The 16,588-nt window shown below is 41.7% G+C and carries 16 protein-coding genes; 7 read left to right on the top strand and 9 right to left on the bottom strand.

The window, feature by feature from the left end:
* Nucleotides 1-12: 12 nt before the first annotated feature.
* Nucleotides 13-627: a LysE family translocator gene (locus EES38_RS22320; protein ID WP_208020444.1), complete on the top strand. Its 615-nt coding sequence runs from the start codon at nt 13-15 to the stop codon at nt 625-627.
* Nucleotide 628: 1 nt separating this feature from the next.
* Here EES38_RS22320 and EES38_RS13285 read toward each other — a convergent pair whose 3' ends face one another.
* Complete coding sequence (locus EES38_RS13285; RefSeq protein ID WP_124937694.1) at nt 629-1,666, bottom strand: sulfate ABC transporter permease; 1,038 nt, start codon at nt 1,664-1,666, stop codon at nt 629-631.
* Nucleotides 1,663-2,103 carry a hypothetical protein gene (locus tag EES38_RS13280; protein ID WP_124937693.1) on the bottom strand — a complete coding sequence of 147 codons (441 nt, stop codon included), beginning with the start codon at nt 2,101-2,103 and terminating at the stop codon, nt 1,663-1,665. The genes EES38_RS13285 and EES38_RS13280 overlap by 4 nt, the downstream gene beginning before the upstream one ends.
* Nucleotides 2,104-2,232: 129 nt before the next feature.
* Here EES38_RS13280 and EES38_RS13275 point away from each other — a divergent pair, with 129 nt between their 5' ends.
* Nucleotides 2,233-4,875 carry an ATP-binding protein gene (locus tag EES38_RS13275; RefSeq protein WP_124937692.1) on the top strand — a complete coding sequence of 881 codons (2,643 nt, stop codon included), beginning with the start codon at nt 2,233-2,235 and terminating at the stop codon, nt 4,873-4,875.
* A 34-nt stretch (nt 4,876-4,909) separates the two neighbouring features.
* Here EES38_RS13275 and EES38_RS13270 read toward each other — a convergent pair whose 3' ends face one another.
* Complete coding sequence (locus EES38_RS13270) at nt 4,910-5,353, bottom strand: dCMP deaminase family protein (protein WP_124937691.1); 444 nt, start codon at nt 5,351-5,353, stop codon at nt 4,910-4,912.
* A gap of 703 nt (nt 5,354-6,056) precedes the next feature.
* On the opposite strand from EES38_RS13270, the gene EES38_RS13265 reads away from it, so the two are divergent.
* From EES38_RS13265 to EES38_RS13255, 3 genes are all read left to right on the top strand, one after another.
* Nucleotides 6,057-6,464 carry an OsmC family protein gene (locus EES38_RS13265; protein WP_124937690.1) on the top strand — a complete coding sequence of 136 codons (408 nt, stop codon included), beginning with the start codon at nt 6,057-6,059 and terminating at the stop codon, nt 6,462-6,464.
* An 80-nt stretch (nt 6,465-6,544) separates the two neighbouring features.
* Complete coding sequence (locus EES38_RS13260; RefSeq protein WP_124937689.1) at nt 6,545-7,351, top strand: AraC family transcriptional regulator; 807 nt, start codon at nt 6,545-6,547, stop codon at nt 7,349-7,351.
* Between the two features lie 121 nt (nt 7,352-7,472).
* Nucleotides 7,473-8,384: a DUF808 domain-containing protein gene (locus EES38_RS13255; protein WP_124937688.1), complete on the top strand. Its 912-nt coding sequence runs from the start codon at nt 7,473-7,475 to the stop codon at nt 8,382-8,384.
* A 37-nt stretch (nt 8,385-8,421) separates the two neighbouring features.
* Here EES38_RS13255 and pyrC read toward each other — a convergent pair whose 3' ends face one another.
* Together pyrC and EES38_RS13245 are read right to left on the bottom strand one after the other, a co-directional pair.
* Nucleotides 8,422-9,450, bottom strand: a complete 1,029-nt coding sequence (gene pyrC / locus EES38_RS13250) for a dihydroorotase (protein ID WP_124937687.1) — start codon at nt 9,448-9,450, stop codon at nt 8,422-8,424.
* Between the two features lie 150 nt (nt 9,451-9,600).
* Nucleotides 9,601-10,197 (bottom strand): hypothetical protein, encoded by a 597-nt coding sequence (locus EES38_RS13245; protein ID WP_124937686.1) that lies wholly within the window; start codon nt 10,195-10,197, stop codon nt 9,601-9,603.
* Between the two features lie 176 nt (nt 10,198-10,373).
* Between EES38_RS13245 and EES38_RS13240 the strand changes: the two genes are divergently transcribed.
* Entirely contained in the window at nt 10,374-11,486 is a 1,113-nt protein-coding gene (locus EES38_RS13240; protein ID WP_124937685.1) for a 1-acyl-sn-glycerol-3-phosphate acyltransferase, read from the top strand.
* Nucleotides 11,487-11,516: 30 nt separating this feature from the next.
* Here EES38_RS13240 and EES38_RS13235 read toward each other — a convergent pair whose 3' ends face one another.
* Together EES38_RS13235 and EES38_RS13230 are read right to left on the bottom strand one after the other, a co-directional pair.
* A complete protein-coding gene (locus EES38_RS13235; protein ID WP_124937684.1) occupies nt 11,517-12,110 on the bottom strand; it encodes a hypothetical protein in 594 nt (197 codons plus the stop codon).
* A gap of 131 nt (nt 12,111-12,241) precedes the next feature.
* Entirely contained in the window at nt 12,242-12,544 is a 303-nt protein-coding gene (locus EES38_RS13230; RefSeq protein WP_124937683.1) for a YfcZ/YiiS family protein, read from the bottom strand.
* Nucleotides 12,545-12,877: 333 nt separating this feature from the next.
* On the opposite strand from EES38_RS13230, the gene EES38_RS13225 reads away from it, so the two are divergent.
* On the top strand, nt 12,878-13,339 hold the full coding sequence (locus EES38_RS13225; RefSeq protein ID WP_124937682.1) for a TetR/AcrR family transcriptional regulator: 462 nt from the start codon (nt 12,878-12,880) through the stop codon (nt 13,337-13,339).
* Nucleotides 13,340-13,397: 58 nt separating this feature from the next.
* On the opposite strand, the gene EES38_RS13220 is transcribed toward EES38_RS13225, so the two are convergent.
* Both EES38_RS13220 and EES38_RS13215 read right to left on the bottom strand, forming a co-directional pair.
* On the bottom strand, nt 13,398-15,428 hold the full coding sequence (locus tag EES38_RS13220; RefSeq protein WP_124937681.1) for a methyl-accepting chemotaxis protein: 2,031 nt from the start codon (nt 15,426-15,428) through the stop codon (nt 13,398-13,400).
* A 227-nt stretch (nt 15,429-15,655) separates the two neighbouring features.
* A complete protein-coding gene (locus EES38_RS13215) occupies nt 15,656-16,579 on the bottom strand; it encodes a homocysteine S-methyltransferase family protein (RefSeq protein ID WP_124937680.1) in 924 nt (307 codons plus the stop codon).
* Nucleotides 16,580-16,588: the final 9 nt, after the last annotated feature.

Genomic DNA, 16,588 nt, shown 5'->3' with positions numbered 1-16,588 from the left:
TAGGTGTTCAAAATGACTCTTTCTGTTTGGCTGTCACTTTTCCTTGTGAGTCTTCTGGGCGCGATGTCACCTGGTCCAAGTTTGGCTATGGTAACCAAACATAGCTTAGCTGGTGGTCGCGTCAATGGGATTGCTACGGCCTGGGCACACGCAATGGGTATTGCAGTTTATGCTTTTCTTACCGTTATTGGCTTGAGTATTGTGTTGCATAAAGCGGAATGGTTGTTTAAGGGAATTAGTATAATTGGCGCGTTATATTTGGCTTACCTTGGTTGGCGATCTCTTCAGTCAAAAGGCGGAGTTGCAGCTAAGCTTCAGCAAGGAAACAAAGTACCGGTTTTACAATCAGCAAAAGAAGGATTGTTGATCTCTTTACTGAATCCGAAGATCGCATTGTTCTTCATGGCATTATTTAGTCAATTTATCTCTTTAGGGCACGATTGGACGAGCCGAGCTATTGTTATTATTACGCCGTGCATCGTCGATGGATGTTGGTACACAATAATTACATTATTACTTTCATCTGCTGCCGTAACGGAGAAGCTACGTTCTAAAGCGGTTTTAATCGATAGATTATCAGGAATCGTTCTTTTAGGACTTGCAGTAAGGGTTGTCGCTACTCTTTAAATTAAAAGAGGAACGACAAAGAGACAGTGTACAAATTAGCAATGGTATCTATGTGAGGATACTGAATGGTGTTAAAGTGACCACTAACCGGTGTGTGAGAACTGGTGGCATGCGTATACTCAAGATTCACAAAGAGATTTGTTGCTAAATTGACTTTAACACCTGTGGTTATGGTTTCATTTTCAAATAGGCGCCGTCTTTGCCCATACTGCACATAGGGCTGAATATTGTCATATTGATAGGCCGCTCCGAGATACCAGTTAGCGAATAGGTTCTGTTCGAGCATTCCCTCCCCGATATAGGTAAAATTATCGTCTTCAATATTAAAGCCTGCCGATAATACATCCAAACTAAAATGAGCGACCTTGTAGCTGCCTTTATACTGAGTTGCATTAGTATGCAGATATGACATACGCCACAGTGAATCGTCTTTGCTGTACTCTAATGTCGCACCACGAGTGGGTGTGGTGTCGAGTGTGTAATAGTTATCGTACCAGTTATATTTACTGCTTAAATTCTTTGAAATATAGGGTGCTAAGCGGATCTGAGCACCATTGTCTAAAAGATGAGACCATTCGTAAGTCATACCGTCATAATGAGTAATACCTAAAATATTATCGTAAACATCAGCGGGTGTTCTGCTCCATGGATAGGCAGCCGACACATAGTAGTACTCAGACATAATAAATGTCGGTAATCGTAATCTACCTACTTTAAGGGTTGAGTTATCCCAGTTGTAAGCGAGGTATCCCCATTCTAATTCTGGGTCAGAAAACGAATCTTGTGGTCGTTTCACCACTTGTACGGAACTGCGTAGGCTATCGCTTATCAGCCAATCTAGCTGCACACCAAATGTGCTATCACAGTCGTAACAAAGATGGTCATCGATATTGCGGTATGCATACATCGGAACATCTGAATCGGAGATGGCTAAGCTAAATGTGCCAAAACCACTAAGGCGCACGTCATCCGTTAGATTAATCTGTGAATATCCCGGAATAGCAAACATCAGCGTTAATAGTATATAAAGATACTTCATTGCGTATCCTCCGAATTCAACTGATAGATGATGTTTAATGAATCATTCGCCCATGACTTTGGAATATAGGCAACATTATCCGGATTCTCTTTTAACCAGTCTAAAACATACGACTTTTCATCTGAAATTAACTCGTATGGAGGGAGAGACATCCCCGAAAAATTTTGCCGAGCTCTTAAAGCCTGCATTTGAATAGGTGTTTTTCCGAGCAAGCTAATGTAGAATTCTTTCCGAATAGCAGAATGTTGTGGAAGATCAGTCAGATTTACTGTTGAGCCATTAACATTGGAAATAAGACCACGGTACAGCATTCTTACCTGTGTCGCTGTAAGAGGTTTTAAATTATGGGAGTGAGTGGCTACAACAAACTCCACCGCATAAACCGATTGGGCGCAGAGTAGTAAAAATATCAGTAACCAGTGCTTTCCTTTTAACATTTATTCTAAGGTTCTCAAATTTCCATGTTTTGACGGACTAGAAGCAATATTATTATTTTAAGATAGTCTATAGTTTACGAGAAGAAAAGTGCGCCATTTCGGTGCCTTTAACGGTTGTTCACGTCTGATATGTTATTAAAACGATTAAAAATTAAATCTCGCCTTGTCTTGCTTTGTCTGATACCCGCTATCGTTGTGTCAGTTGGTGCTTATATTATTTTAAAACATCTTGCAGCGAATCTGAGCAGCTACAAGCTTACCGAAAATAAAATCGAACTCATCGATGAAACTTTGAATCTCAATAACCGTTTATACCGATTGTTTGCGGACAAGGCAACTAATGTTCACTGGAATAGGCAACAAATTCAAGACGTTCGCAATCTTGTCATTGAGCTGGAAAATGAGTCTCACAATATAACATCATACTATTCAGGAGAAACTGTCTCCGGGATTGACGCCAGTTTAAAAGAGCTTCAGCTCTTTTTGACGAATGTAGGGGAAGACCAAAGTACGTCATTAATAGAGTCCGCGCAATTAGGATTTGCACTGAATTATGAAGTGCTTGTTGCTATCAACAAATTAAAGATTCATGGTGCGTCTAGTGAGCTGTTTTATGTTAATGAAAACTTTGAATATTTAAGTTGGTTCTTATACTGGGTGCAGAAAGAAGCCTGGCTTGTGCATGCGATTAAATTGCAGGGGATGGTGTCTGATGAAGTGAGGCGAGAATACGTCGAAGTGATATCTCGGCAACAGGTATTTTGGGAAAACTTTGTCAATTATGCAGCTAATAATGATCAGCTCAGCCAGATTAATACACTCCTTTCTGACAGCGCTTATCAAAAGGCCAGTTTATTAAGAGCAAAAATTCTTGATGGGGATATTTCTCCCAATATTCTCGATGAGGGAGCCAGACTCAACGTCCAAAAAGTAGATAAACTTCTCCACTTATTTACTGGTTACTCAAATACGATAGCGGCTAATATTCAACATCAGCGTCACGTTGCCACTTCGCAAATATGGGCTACACGTGGTGTTGTTATCGCCGTTCTATTTATTCTTGTTACAGTGAGTGTGACCACATCTTATCGAATCACTGAAAAACTCTCCCGAATTTTAGAAACAATGCGCGGGCTAAATAGCAAGTGTGATCGTGTTGGCTTGATTGAAGTTGATGGGCGGGATGAATTCAGTGAATTTGCGGATAACCTTAATGCAGTCATCGTTCAGGTTCGAGAACATGAAAGAAGCTTGGTGATCGCGAGAGAGGAAGCCATTCAGGCCAATAAGGCGAAAAGTGCGTTTTTAGCTAATATATCTCATGAAATTCGTACACCACTAAATGGTATTATCGGCTTGACCGAAATTCTTACGATGCACGAACTGACACCTTCGCAGAAAGAAATCGTAACGGACATTGAGATTTCGTCGCAAACACTCTTGGTGCTTATCAACGATGTTCTTGATCTATCGAAAATTGAATCTGGAAAGTTAGGTTTATCTCCAAGTCAGTTTGATGTGCGTGAATTAGTGTACAACACAACGAACCTAGTGAACTCTAAAGCCCTCAGTCAGTTAAACGAACTTCACGTATTAATCGATACCAATGTTCCTCGCTATCTTAACGCTGACGGTGTACGGGTGAAGCAAGTACTCATGAATTTGTTGTCTAATGCGGTGAAGTTTACCCACGAGGGATATGTCAAGACTCATGTTAGTTATGATTGGGACAAACAGCTCCTAACATGCACGGTAAGTGATACCGGAATTGGTATTCAGAAAGATCGTCTTGAGAGTATATTTGAGCCGTTTCATCAGGCCGACTCAACCATCACTCGTCGATATGGTGGTACCGGACTTGGACTCACGATATGTAAACAGCTCATTGATCTGATGAAGGGTAAAATAACACTTGAATCAATTCCTAATATGGGAAGTCAGTTTGCGTTTTCTCTACCTATATCAGCTGTTGAAGATGAGCCATATGAACATTTAGAGATGAAAACGATTCTGATTGCAAATGGTTCTCCTTACGTCGAGCCTATTCTTCAGGAATGCGAGCTCTATGACATTCAGGTTGAGCGGTTGGAAAGTATCGATGAGTTAAAAGGGGATAAGACTGCTCGAACCAGCTGCATTCTATATTGTACTAATCTAGTACGTAATACCTTAAGTGATATCCAAGCTGCAAGGTTTATTGCTCCCAGTGCGAAAGTTATCACAATGCAACATCATCTGTTTGTGTCTCAGGAAGTGACAAATAATGCGGATGGAAACGTGACTTTGCCATTTTTAGGTGAGAAGTTCCTAACACTATTGAAAAGTGAATTCTCAACGGCCGTTAAGTATAAATTGCCGCAAGACCATCAAATTGAAAATATACCTGCTCCATTAGGGAGACGAATTCTGATTGTTGAGGATAATTTGATGAATCAGAAAATTGCGGGATTTTTTCTTGATAGAGCAGATCTTGAATACACGATCGTCAACAATGGTCAGGAAGCTCTTGATATTATAACACAGGGTGCTGAATATTCAGCCATTCTTATGGATTGTATGATGCCTGTAATGGATGGTTTGACTGCAACACAAAAAATTAGAGAATGGGAAGAGCAGAATAACAAAGCACCAGTTCCTATCATTGCGTTAACAGCCAGTGTGCTAGACGAAGACGTGACTAAGTGCTTTGAAGCCGGTATGAATGCGTATCTGCCTAAGCCTTATAAGTCAGAACAGCTTTACGGTATTTTTGAGAAATTTAATATCAGCTAACAATAGAGTCATGTTGCGTACATGACTTTCCTTATCAGTCTAATTCGCTTAAAGGGAGCCAATGAACCCTAACGCCAGCCTGATTGAACATATCCTCACTAATTTTTACCTTTTCTCCCCAGCGAGATAGAAAATCTTCACTTTGTTCGGGACAGTACACATCGCTTATTCCAGTTTGGATAATCTTTGCGGCGCAGTTAGGGCAGGGGAAGTGAGTTACGTAGATATCACAATCGTCGAGATCTCTTTTAGCGAAAAGAATGGCATTTTCTTCCGCATGCAGGGTCTTTAGATATTTCATCTCACGATCATCTGTATCAGCGCTGTCAGAAATACCATGAGGATAACCGTTAAAACCAACCGAGATAATGCGGTTATTTTTTGCTATTACAGCTCCCACTTGAGTTGATGGGTCTTTACTCCAAGAGCCGACAAGAGTCGCCATTTGACTAAAGCGTTTAGCCCATTTTGATACCATTATTTTAATCCTGTATCTGAATAGCCATTGATAATAATTATCATAGCGGAAAGACTATTATTAGGGTACAGATAATTCGAGTTTGGGGAATATCAGGTCGGGATGATTTGGAATGTCCGTGTAAGAGATGTCTCACACGCCGTGTAGGATAAAATAGCTATTTACATGTGAAATATGACTCTTTATTTTATTAAGCTTATGATAAATAAATATTTTTATATTTAGTGTCATTTTTCTGTTCTATGTCATTTTTACGTCATGGTGTTTTTCTCTGGAGAGTTTAGGTAATCTGTACTTGTCGACAGGATGTTGGCAAGGAACAGGAAAGACCCAAGGATTGGTCATCTTCAGGACGAAGATATAATCATTCAGGAAGAGTGATTAGCTAGGATGGTAAAGCGTAGTTAAGTTTTGTTAGGACAACATTTTTTAGTACGCGTAAGGAAACTGTCTCTATCTGGATTGTTAGAGTCAAAGGACACCGCTAGGATGGCGATGTAATGGACTGCGCTGAAGGAATCAGCAAACTATCAAGGATCAGATGCAGGGAGCACTTTAGTAGCCGGATTGCTGCAAGTAGAATAGAAGCCCCATTAAGCTTAGCTTAATGGGGCTTTCTCTTTTCAGAAAGCCAATTTTCACTTGGCGAAATTACCTTTCCCATTTAGCATGCTTGCTACTAGTGAATCTCTGGAGAAATATCATGAAAGCTCAAGTCCGTTGGATGGATGGTTTTACGTTTTTAGGTCAGTCCGAATCAGGTCATAGTATCGTTATGGATGGTAACAAAGGTGCAACTGCCCCTAGTCCTATGGAGATGGTACTGATGGGCGCGGGTGGCTGTAGCTCTGTTGATGTGATTGACGGACTTAAAAAGCATCAGCAACACGTTTTCGACTGTAATGCTGAATTGACCGCTGAGCGAAGAGAAACTGCACCAAGAATTTTCACGGAAATCCATATTCATTTTGTTGTGACGGGTAAAAATCTGAATCAGGATTTGGTTGCTCAAGTAACGAAAGATTCTTTGGAAAAATATTGCTCCGTATGCATTATGCTAGGTGCGGGTGTCAAGATGAGTCACTCATGGGAAGTGGTTGAAGTCGAATAAGTTCGGTTTACATGTTCGAAGACGAAGGGAATCAAAATTATTTCCCTTCGTTGAGTGTTTATTAGAGTCGGTTGCTGAAAATGTCCAAGCATGAAATCCAAACTCCGAGGCGAATACATCCCAAGCTTGCTATTGAGCAGGCTCCGGCAGATGTGTTCATGAACTTCGAAGAATTTGTATCAAATACAGAAACTCGGATTCACAGTCACCCATGGGGACAGGTACAGTTAATTTCTGGTGGCATTTTAGAAATTGATGCGCAGAACACGCGTTTTCTTGCTCCGCCACACTTGGCGATCTGGATACCTGCAGGGGTTTCTCATAAGAGCTATAATCGTAAGCCAATCGAATATTGTTCGTTGAATATTGAGTCGAGTTTGACCCAGAGCTTTCCTGTAAAATCAAGTCTGATTCGTGTTACGCCAATTATAACGGCGATTATCGAAGATTTTCGTCAGCGAGAAATTTCTGTGGCGAAAACAGAGGCTGACAAGCGACTTATCAAAGTCCTGTTAGATCAGCTGGCTCTTCAGGAGGTCGAACAGCACTTTATTCCCACGTCACATCATAAGCATTTATCACCAATACTTGCTGCGGTTGAAAATAATCCAGCAGACACCACAACTCTGAAACAGTGGGCAGAAACAGTCCATACCACCGAGCGCACGTTAGCTCGTTGTTGTCAGACAGAATTAGGTATGAGTTTTACCGAGTGGCGTCTACGCGTGCGTTATCTCTATTCTATGGAATTACTGCGTAGTGGGTGTTCGGTAAAGGAAGTTGCTTTGACATTGGGTTATCATCAGGCCAGTCCCTTCATTACCATGTTTAAAAAATACTCAGGTATTACCCCCGACCAATATAAAAATAAACTGAGTTTTTCCTGATATACACATGTCGCACGTTAATGTTATGTGATTTTCATCTATAACCATCGTTTTCTCTTCTAATCAATGCCATGATAGTTGAATAAAATTCTTAAGAAATTATAAAAGGTGCTCAACATATATGGCTGCTTCGAGTCTGTTAACATTATTAGATGATATTGCAACGTTGCTGGATGATATAGCCGTGATGTCCAAAGTGGCGGCTAAGAAAACTGCAGGTGTCTTAGGTGATGATCTCGCTCTCAATGCTCAACAGGTCACCGGAGTCGCAGCCGAAAGAGAATTGCCAGTTGTATGGAAAGTTGGATTAGGGTCACTGCGTAATAAGGTCATATTGGTCCCCATTGCGTTGTTATTAAGTGCTTTTTTACCTGTTATGATTATGCCACTGTTGATTCTAGGTGGTTCCTATCTTTGTTTCGAAGGTGCTGAGAAAGTATTAGAGAAGTTCTTCCATAAGAATGAAGCAGATACAGGTTTATCACAGGAACAAAAGGCAGAACAGCGCCTAGCTCAGGGTAGTCTTGAAGAGTACGAAAAGAAAAAAATTTCTGGCGCGATTCGTACTGATTTCATACTGTCTTCCGAAATTATTGTTCTCGCTCTGGGGACGGTTCAAGATAAACCCATGCTAGAACAAATTATCGTTGTTAGCTTGATTGCGTTTATTATGACAGTCGGCGTTTATGGTGTTGTCGCGGGTATTGTGAAGCTTGATGATTTAGGTTTCTATCTTGAGCGGAAGTTCAAGAATAACAGTGTTCTTCTTGCCATTGGTCGTGGCTTAATTGCATTCGCTCCAAAGCTAATGAAGTTATTAACGATTGTCGGCACGCTAGCCATGTTTTTAGTGGGCGGTGGGATTGTTGTGCACCACATATCTTTCATTCATCATGTGGTCGAAATGGCGCTTAGTCCTGCTCCTGAATTGCTGCATTCAACTCTGTTGGTATTCGCAAATGGTATCGTAGGGCTGATATTGGGTTTGCTGCTTGTAGGCGTTCTTAAAGTTACAGGGATTGTTAAACACTAAAATAGAAGCGGGAGCGTTTGCTCCCGTTTATTCATCATTATTTCACTGTCCAGAGAACGTCTTCGCCAGCTTTGATTGGCACAACGATATCTTTACCAAATGGCATTGAGCTTGGTACTGTCCAACTCTCTTTTACCAGGGTGACTGTATCTTGATTGCGAGGCTGACCGTAGAAATCAGGACCATTGAAACTTGCAAAGGCTTCTAGGTGTTCCAACTTACCTTCTGCTTCAAACACTTCCGCATATAACTCAAGTGCAGCGTGTGCCGTATACGATCCAGCACAACCGCAAGCCGATTCTTTTTGCCCTTTTGCATGAGGTGCTGAGTCGGTACCAAGAAAGAACTTTTTATTGCCCGATGTGGCGGCTGCAACCAGAGCTTTCTGGTGGGTGTTGCGTTTTAGGATTGGCAGACAATAGAAGTGTGGTTTTATCCCGCCGACCAGCATATGGTTGCGGTTATACATCAAGTGGTGAGCGGTGATTGTCGCCGCAACATTAGGTCCAGCTTGTTCAACGAACTTCACCGCATCTTCTGTTGTGATGTGTTCAAGAACGACCTTTAATCCCGAAAAATCGTTCACAATCGGTGCAAGTACAGTTTCAAGGAATTTCTTCTCGCGGTCGAAAATATCGACGTCATGATGCGTCACTTCGCCATGGACTAAAAGTAATAAACCTTCTTCCTGCATGGCTGTTAACGCTGAATAGATGTTTTTCACCGATGTAACACCCGAATCGGAGTTCGTTGTCGCGCCTGCAGGATATAATTTAGCCGCTACCACGATACCTGATGCTTTGGCTTTACGGATTTCTTCTGCTGTTGTGTTATCTGTCAAATACAGTGTCATTAGCGGTGTAAAGTCGCCATGAGGCTGACAGCTCATGATGCGCTCACGGTAAGCATGTGCCATCTCAGTTGTAGTCACTGGAGGAACCGTGTTTGGCATGACTAATCCGCGCCCATTGTAACGGCTAATATCACGTACGGTGTCATTTAAGACCTCGCCGTCACGTAAGTGTATATGCCAATCGTCTGGTCGTGTGATTGTTAGAGTAGTCATATAGAGCGGCTCCCACCGTGATTTGAGTATAAAACAGTCAACGTCTATGTTGAGAATAGAACGCAGCAATGAATTTCCAGAGGATGATAGAAGAAAAAGTAATGGATTTCATCCAGAATTTTTCTTCCCCATATAAAACAATACCTGCCATTATGGCAGGTATTGTTTAGAAATCTTCTCTAAGGTTGTTAGAGATCCATTGAGTAGTTGATCTGCGATCATTTGTGGTTTCTTGCCCGACTGTTTTAGTTTAAAGATCTCACGAGCCAAAAGAATGTCATTTATCTCTTTATTCTCTATCGGGTTGTCAGGATTCCATGTGGAAATGAGCTTAGTCGCTGCAGATTGATAAAGCGATGGCGCTATTTCTGACAAACTGTTGAGAAGAACGTTAGATAATGACGGGTAAACATTCGATGCTCTATCAGTTTTCACCATTTTTTGAATCAACTGGTTTAGCCACTCTGATCGAGAGACGTAACCTGATTCGTTTGGCAATCTTGTGCGAGTACGTGCTGATACCGTGATATCGATAAAGTCGGTGTTCGGAAAAATGGTCCAAGATGTAAGGCAATCAAAGGGTAACCAAAATGCTTCACCTGCTTGAATAGCGTATTCCAGCTTGCCAAGACGACAGAGAACGACGCCAGACTGAACCAGAATAAGAGAATGTTTTAATGATGGTTTGCGTCCGGTAACGATCAGTTTTCCAGGTTTCTGCTGATTTACTTCAATTAGATAATGCATGGGAACTTCGACAAGTTGATAACGTGCCTAGGGTACCTTTTCTTGCCGTAAAAGCCAATTAGGCTTAAGATAAATTAAATGTCTGGTCTGACCTCTTGTTTTATTTGCAATGGTTAGCTGCGGTAGACACCAACAACGCGTAGAATAAGCGCGTTTTTTATATTATGTAATGACTTATGACTTCAACCAACGATCCATACCAAGAGATTCGTCCTTATAATGACGATGAAATTCCGGCTGCGCTTAGCCGCTTGCTTAACGACGATGAATTCATCAACGCGATTATCCAGCATCGTTTTGAGCAAAAGCCAAGTTGGGTTAAATCCCTCTTGAGCCCTTTTATCAAACTTACTTTACGTTTTAAATGGGCGAAGCTAACGTCAGTTGACGCGATTCAGCGTGAAGTCAAAACGTATCTGGATAAAACTCTAGAAACGACAACAAACGGTGTGAACTACACTGGCTTGACGAAACTGGATAAAAATGAATCCTATCTATTTGTCTCCAATCATCGAGATATCGCGATGGACCCTGCTTTGGTCAACTATGGCTTGCATTTAACAGGTCATCGAACCGTTCGTATCGCCATTGGTGATAACTTGCTGAGAAAACCTTGTGCGACTGAGTTGATGAAGCTTAATAAGAGTTTTATCGTTAAGCGTTCAGCGAAGGGCCCACGAGAAATGATGAAGGCTTTAGTAACGCTCTCTGGTTATATCAAGCACTCCATCGATACTGGAAACTCTATTTGGATAGCGCATCGTGAAGGGCGCGCCAAAGACGGGAATGATTTTACTGATCCTGCTATTTTGAAAATGTTTTACGTTGAAGGTAAGAAACAGAAAATGACCTTTGCGGAATACATAAAGACATTAAAGATTGTGCCAGTCTCGATTTCGTATGAAAACGATCCGTGCGATATTGCGAAGGCTCGTGAGTTGTATGAAAAAGAAACACACGGCAAATATGAGAAAAGCGAGTTTGAAGATATCGAAAGTATCATTCAGGGCATCGTCGGTTTTAAGGGCCGTGTCAACGTCGCCTTTGGTGATGTCATTGATGGTGATTTTGAAACGCCAGATGAATTAGCACAAGAAATCGATCGACAAATTCATGAACACTACGAACTATTTCCAATGAATTTACTGGCCGCTGGTAAAGAGTCTGACACGATTACGCCGGAAACCCGAAGTAATCTTAAACGTAAGCTAGAAAAGTTACCGGAAGGTGCTCATTCGCATCTCGTTGCGAGTTACGCTAATCCAGTTAAAAATAAAGAAAATCCATAAACTATAGAAGCCGGGACATTTCCCGGCTTTTTATTTTGAAACCGCGCCACCCAAAGTCAGATTTTTCGGCCAAGTGGTAATGCTGTTGCCGCCGAGATAGATATTGCCTTTCACCGACATTGTTTCTGGAAACTCTGTTATTCCTGAACCGCCGATGTACAAGTTGCCATCCACTTTCAGATTATTAGGCAACGTTGTCAGTGGTGTCCTTATCACACTCAAATCGCCTTTGACCCTAAGATTGTTGGGGAGCTTTGCCAAGGGAGTATCTGTGAAGTTGAGATAGCCACCGGCCTTAACACCTCGTGGCCAGTCAGTGACTTTTGAGCCCAACAAATTAACAGAACCACCCACTTTCAGATCACGCGGAACCTTTTTTAATTCGCAGTTTGTAGCGACAAGGCTGCCCTTAATATCTAAGCCACCGGGTAGCGAGGGGATCGCTGTTCGTGAGATATTGAGATCTCGCTTTATCGTTAAACCACTGGGAATAGAGTCAACCGGTTTTCCACTTAAATCCAAGTTACCATAATTATCCAGATAGTTAAGAATGTCGTAGCTATCTAAAGGCTGAGCAACACCCAGATTCGCTGTCATTAGCAGAAGTAACAAAAAATAGCGCATACGTTTAAAAGGTCAAATGACGGTAAAGCCAGTATGGCGGATAACATTAGAGTCTGCAATTAGCGGTGTGACAGGTAAGTTATACGCGCTGTTCTTAAGGTGAAGTACGGATTAAGAACAGCGACAACAGATTAACGAGAAAGTGAGCGTGATTTTAATTCGAAGATGAGTTTTTCTGCACTAACTTCAAATTTAAATCGACCAGTCAGCTCTTTGGCGTGTTCGTCAATAGGGGAGTGTTCATACTCAACATTTGCGTTGACCTGTTTTGCCAGTTCAACGTATTTAGCAAATTCTTGTTCAAGTAATGCTTTGCTGTTTGCTACGATGGTAACATCTGCTACGTCATCACCTTCTTTAATGATGTACCCCATTTCTCCTGCAACGCCGCATGCTTCGCAAACTTCATTTTCTACGTATGTTTCGTTTTTCATAGGGAAATCCTCTTATAAATAATAAGGGTATTTTAACGTTAGTGATCCTATAAACGCCAGCAGTAAAAATAAATAAGGCAGAATTTTTTAATAGGATTAATATGTGACTAGTATCTCATAAATGATATTGTGTCTGTCGCTCTGGTAGCAGAAATTTAATCTAAGAATTGATGATAATGATCCCAGTGTCACTATGAATACGGGTCGAAACTTTTAACAATACCATCCTCACCAAAACAAACGTTCAAACACATCCAAAGACGATTATTCTCACTCTTTAGCTGAGGCAGTTGTTTGGGCTTTTACTGTGAGGTCCTAGGGAAGAAGCCAGCCATGCCAAAGCGGAGTAAGGAAGATACCGAAATCACCGTGAAAGTCATTACCGAAGCAGTTGTAGAACAGTTGCTTACCATTGGTTATGACAAAATGTCTTATACGACTTTAAGTGAGCAAACGGGGGTTTCACGTACGGGAATCAGTCATCATTTTCCCAAAAAAATCGATTTTGTCGATACCGTCAGCGATGAGATAGTTCAAAAGCTCAAAGGCTATTTGGATTTCTCGCACGGTGTCAACGGGTTGAGAACCAGTTGGAAATTTGCGTTGAGTGATGAGCGGTTTGTCGCAATCGTCAGATTGCTAATGCAACATATAGTGATGACGGAACGGTCTGTGTCATTTGCACAAAAAGTTCTTAACATGCTGTATTCAACGGCGTCTGAACGCATAGGCAGTGATGGGCACGATGAGATGGAAAGATTGCTTGGGCATTCTTTGGTCGTTATGCTTGAATAGATAAATGAAGCAAAGCTCTCCAAATGGAGAGCTTTATTGGTTTACAGCCCATATTAGTTTAGTGGAAGAATTCCACTTGCTTATTAAGATTGTTTGCAAGTGCGTCGAGTTCAGATGAGCTTTTTGCTGTCTGAGCATTATTATTGCGACTCAAATTATTGAGTTCACTGATTTCTGTTGCGCTTTGAGCAACTTGCTGTGACACAACTGACTGTTGCTCGGCCGTGGCCGCAATCGTGTCAGCTTGGGTGGCGATTTCACGAACTTGTCCAGCAATCGTTTCAAGGGATGCTCCTGCCTCCTGAGAGCGATCCATCACGCTATTTGCTCTCTCCTGGCTCTGATTCATCAGTGCCACTGCTCGTTGAGTTGATACGTTCAGCTTATCAATGATATCAACCACATCCTTCACTGATGTTTGTGTGCGGTGAGCCAAGGTTCTTACTTCATCTGCTACAACAGCAAAGCCTCGACCGTGCTCGCCCGCTCGAGCCGCTTCTATCGCTGCATTTAGTGCCAGTAAGTTCGTTTGTTCTGCGATTTCATCAATCATTTTTGTCACTGATTGAATATTACCGCTGTCTTGACTGACCTGATTAATGGCGCTGGCGGATTCACTGAGTTGATCGTTTAACTGAGCAACATCAATACAAACTCCTTCGACTAACTCCAGCCCAGATTGAGTATTTTCATCGGCTTCTCTTACGTAACCAGCAATGGCTTCAACTTGCTCTGCAACGCCCTGAGCAGAAGTTGCCATCTCTTCGATAGCTGCGACGATCTGTTCTATTTGTTCTTGCTGTTGTTCTGATTGTCTTAAACCCTGATTCGCATCATCCAACACACCGTTAGATTTATCGCGGACGGACTCACTGGTCGTACGAATCTCGTTGACCAGATTGTTTAGCTTCGTCGTCATACTTCTTACACTACTGTGGAGCTGGATAATTTCATTTTTTGAATCAGTACGTTCCTCCGATAAAGTCATCGATACTTCACCGTCACGAATTCGTTCCATGATTGAGCTCAGTGTAATCAACGGCTTGATTGTCTTGCTTAAGAAAGCCGCAATGATAATGAAGGTAGCAGCGCCAACAAGTGCAGAGATAATGACGATAAGTTTAAGTAGTTCTTGGGATGCCTGAGTGACCTCGTCGACATATGTTCCACCGATGAGTTTCCACTTCCATCCAGGGATGTCAGTAAACACCAAATACTTTTCATGGACTTGATCGCCTGACTTGGCTTGATAAGTAATAAGACCATTAGCTTGCTCAAAAATTTGACCAAATATTTTATTCCCATTGGCATCACGCTCATCTAGGATTGAAGTTTGAGATGAACCTGGTGCCTTTAACAAATATGTCCCTATGGAGTTGTCGTGCGCATCAACAACCAATGTAGAACCTGTCTCACCCCACTTGAGCTGGCTAAGGTTTTGGAACATAGTTTCCGCTGCTTTTTGTACTGGTTGGCCGATAAATAGAATGGCCGCAGGTTGACCATCTTTCATCAACGGGTGGTAATAAGTGATATAACGTTTACCAAATAGCGTGACTTGATCGTAAAAATCTTGCCCTGAACGCATTTTCTCAAAGGCTGGATGAGATTGGCCTAATACAGTGCCAACCATGCGTTGACCGTTAGTATCTTTTAGTGAAGTCGATACTCTCAACCAGTCATTACCGGATTGCACAAAAATTGTCGCGATAGCGCCAGTATCACGAGTGAAACGGTCAACAACATCGTAATTGCCGACTAAGCTACTTCCTTCGTGAGAAATGTTATTAAGTTGATGTCCGCTAAACTCAACACTGGTGTTCTCAATTTGTAAATTATCTAGGTAGCCGTGTTCAAACGTTGACTCTAAGAGTTTGGTGGAGTCGATATACTCATTAAACTGCTCAGAAATTGTTTTGGCGATGACTTCTACCCGGGCCTTATGATCCTCAAGTATGCTATTGAGCAAAATCTGAGCGCTACTGCGGTAAACTAAAACAGCGATAACGGAAAATGAGATGATTAAACACAGCAGCATGATGCCACGTAGTTGAGTATTAATACTTTTATGCTTATAGAGTTGGATCACAAAGATTCCCCCCAAGTTGTAAGCCTATCCAATAAAAACGGTTATGAATATTTTTCAAACAAATATATCGGGAATTTTTTGTGGCACATTGATTTCGATTAAGGAAAATAGCAAATGTTAATTACTTGGTGAGATATTCATTCAAGTTTAAAGCATAAAATAAAGAAATTTATGTGAGGGGTAAGATATATAAAAAAGGCTGCATATGCAGCCTTTTGCTTTACTTTTCAACTAATTATTGCGTTGAAATGATCCGCTAGTTGTTGAATATGGTCGGGTCCGATACCACAACAGCCACCAATTAATGTTGCACCTTGTTCCTGCCACTTTTCAGCCCAAACTAGATACGCGGGAGGAGTTAGATCCGCTCTAAGTTCATCTAGTCCATCATTTGCGGTTGCGTCTTTTGGCTGTGGAGGAAATGCATTGGCATAAGCTCCCAGCTTAATCTGATCTTGCTGTAAACTATTCAGAGTATGACGAGCAACTGTTAAGGCATCTTCAATAATCTCTGGTTGAGAGCAGTTAAACAGAATCGCGTCCACCTGCAGCTCTGCCATTGCTTTTACGGCACTCTCGACTGTTTCACCTGAACGTAATAAAGGAACGACTGTTTCTTCTGAATCTTCTAGAGTGAACGAAACCCAGTATGGCTTAGACTCGGTACATTGCTTGTCGACAACAGACTTAACCGCTATGACTTCTGCAATCAAACTTTGTGTCTCTGCTAACCAAAAGTCAACGTTAGCTTTTAAGCCATTTATCAATGGAGTTGCAATCTCCTCGACACGTCCAGCCTGATATAAATCTGCTCGGTACGACCCAAATAACGGTGGAAGTGATCCTGCTACCAGTGTATTGGTCTTGGATTCTTCCACTGCCTGTTTTGCTTTTACTCCAGCGAGATCTGCCAATTTTTCAGCTCGTTGCGCAAACACTTCTTCACCAATATGAAATGGTACCAACGCATAGCTATTGGTTGTAATTACGCGAGAACCCGCTTGAATAAATGCAAGATGAGCCTCTTTTACGATTTCTGGGGCTTCCATCATTGCGAGTGCAGACCATTCTGGCTGACGGAAAGGTGCACCGCGACGTTCAAGTTCTCGTCCCATCCCGCCATCGAGGATAAGAATATTAGATTTGTTCATAAAATAGTC

Source organism: Vibrio viridaestus (assembly GCF_003856525.1).
In the GTDB taxonomy this organism is placed as follows: domain Bacteria; phylum Pseudomonadota; class Gammaproteobacteria; order Enterobacterales; family Vibrionaceae; genus Vibrio; species Vibrio viridaestus.
Note: the sequence above shows the minus strand (reverse complement) of the source record. Positions and strands in the feature narration are given on the sequence as shown.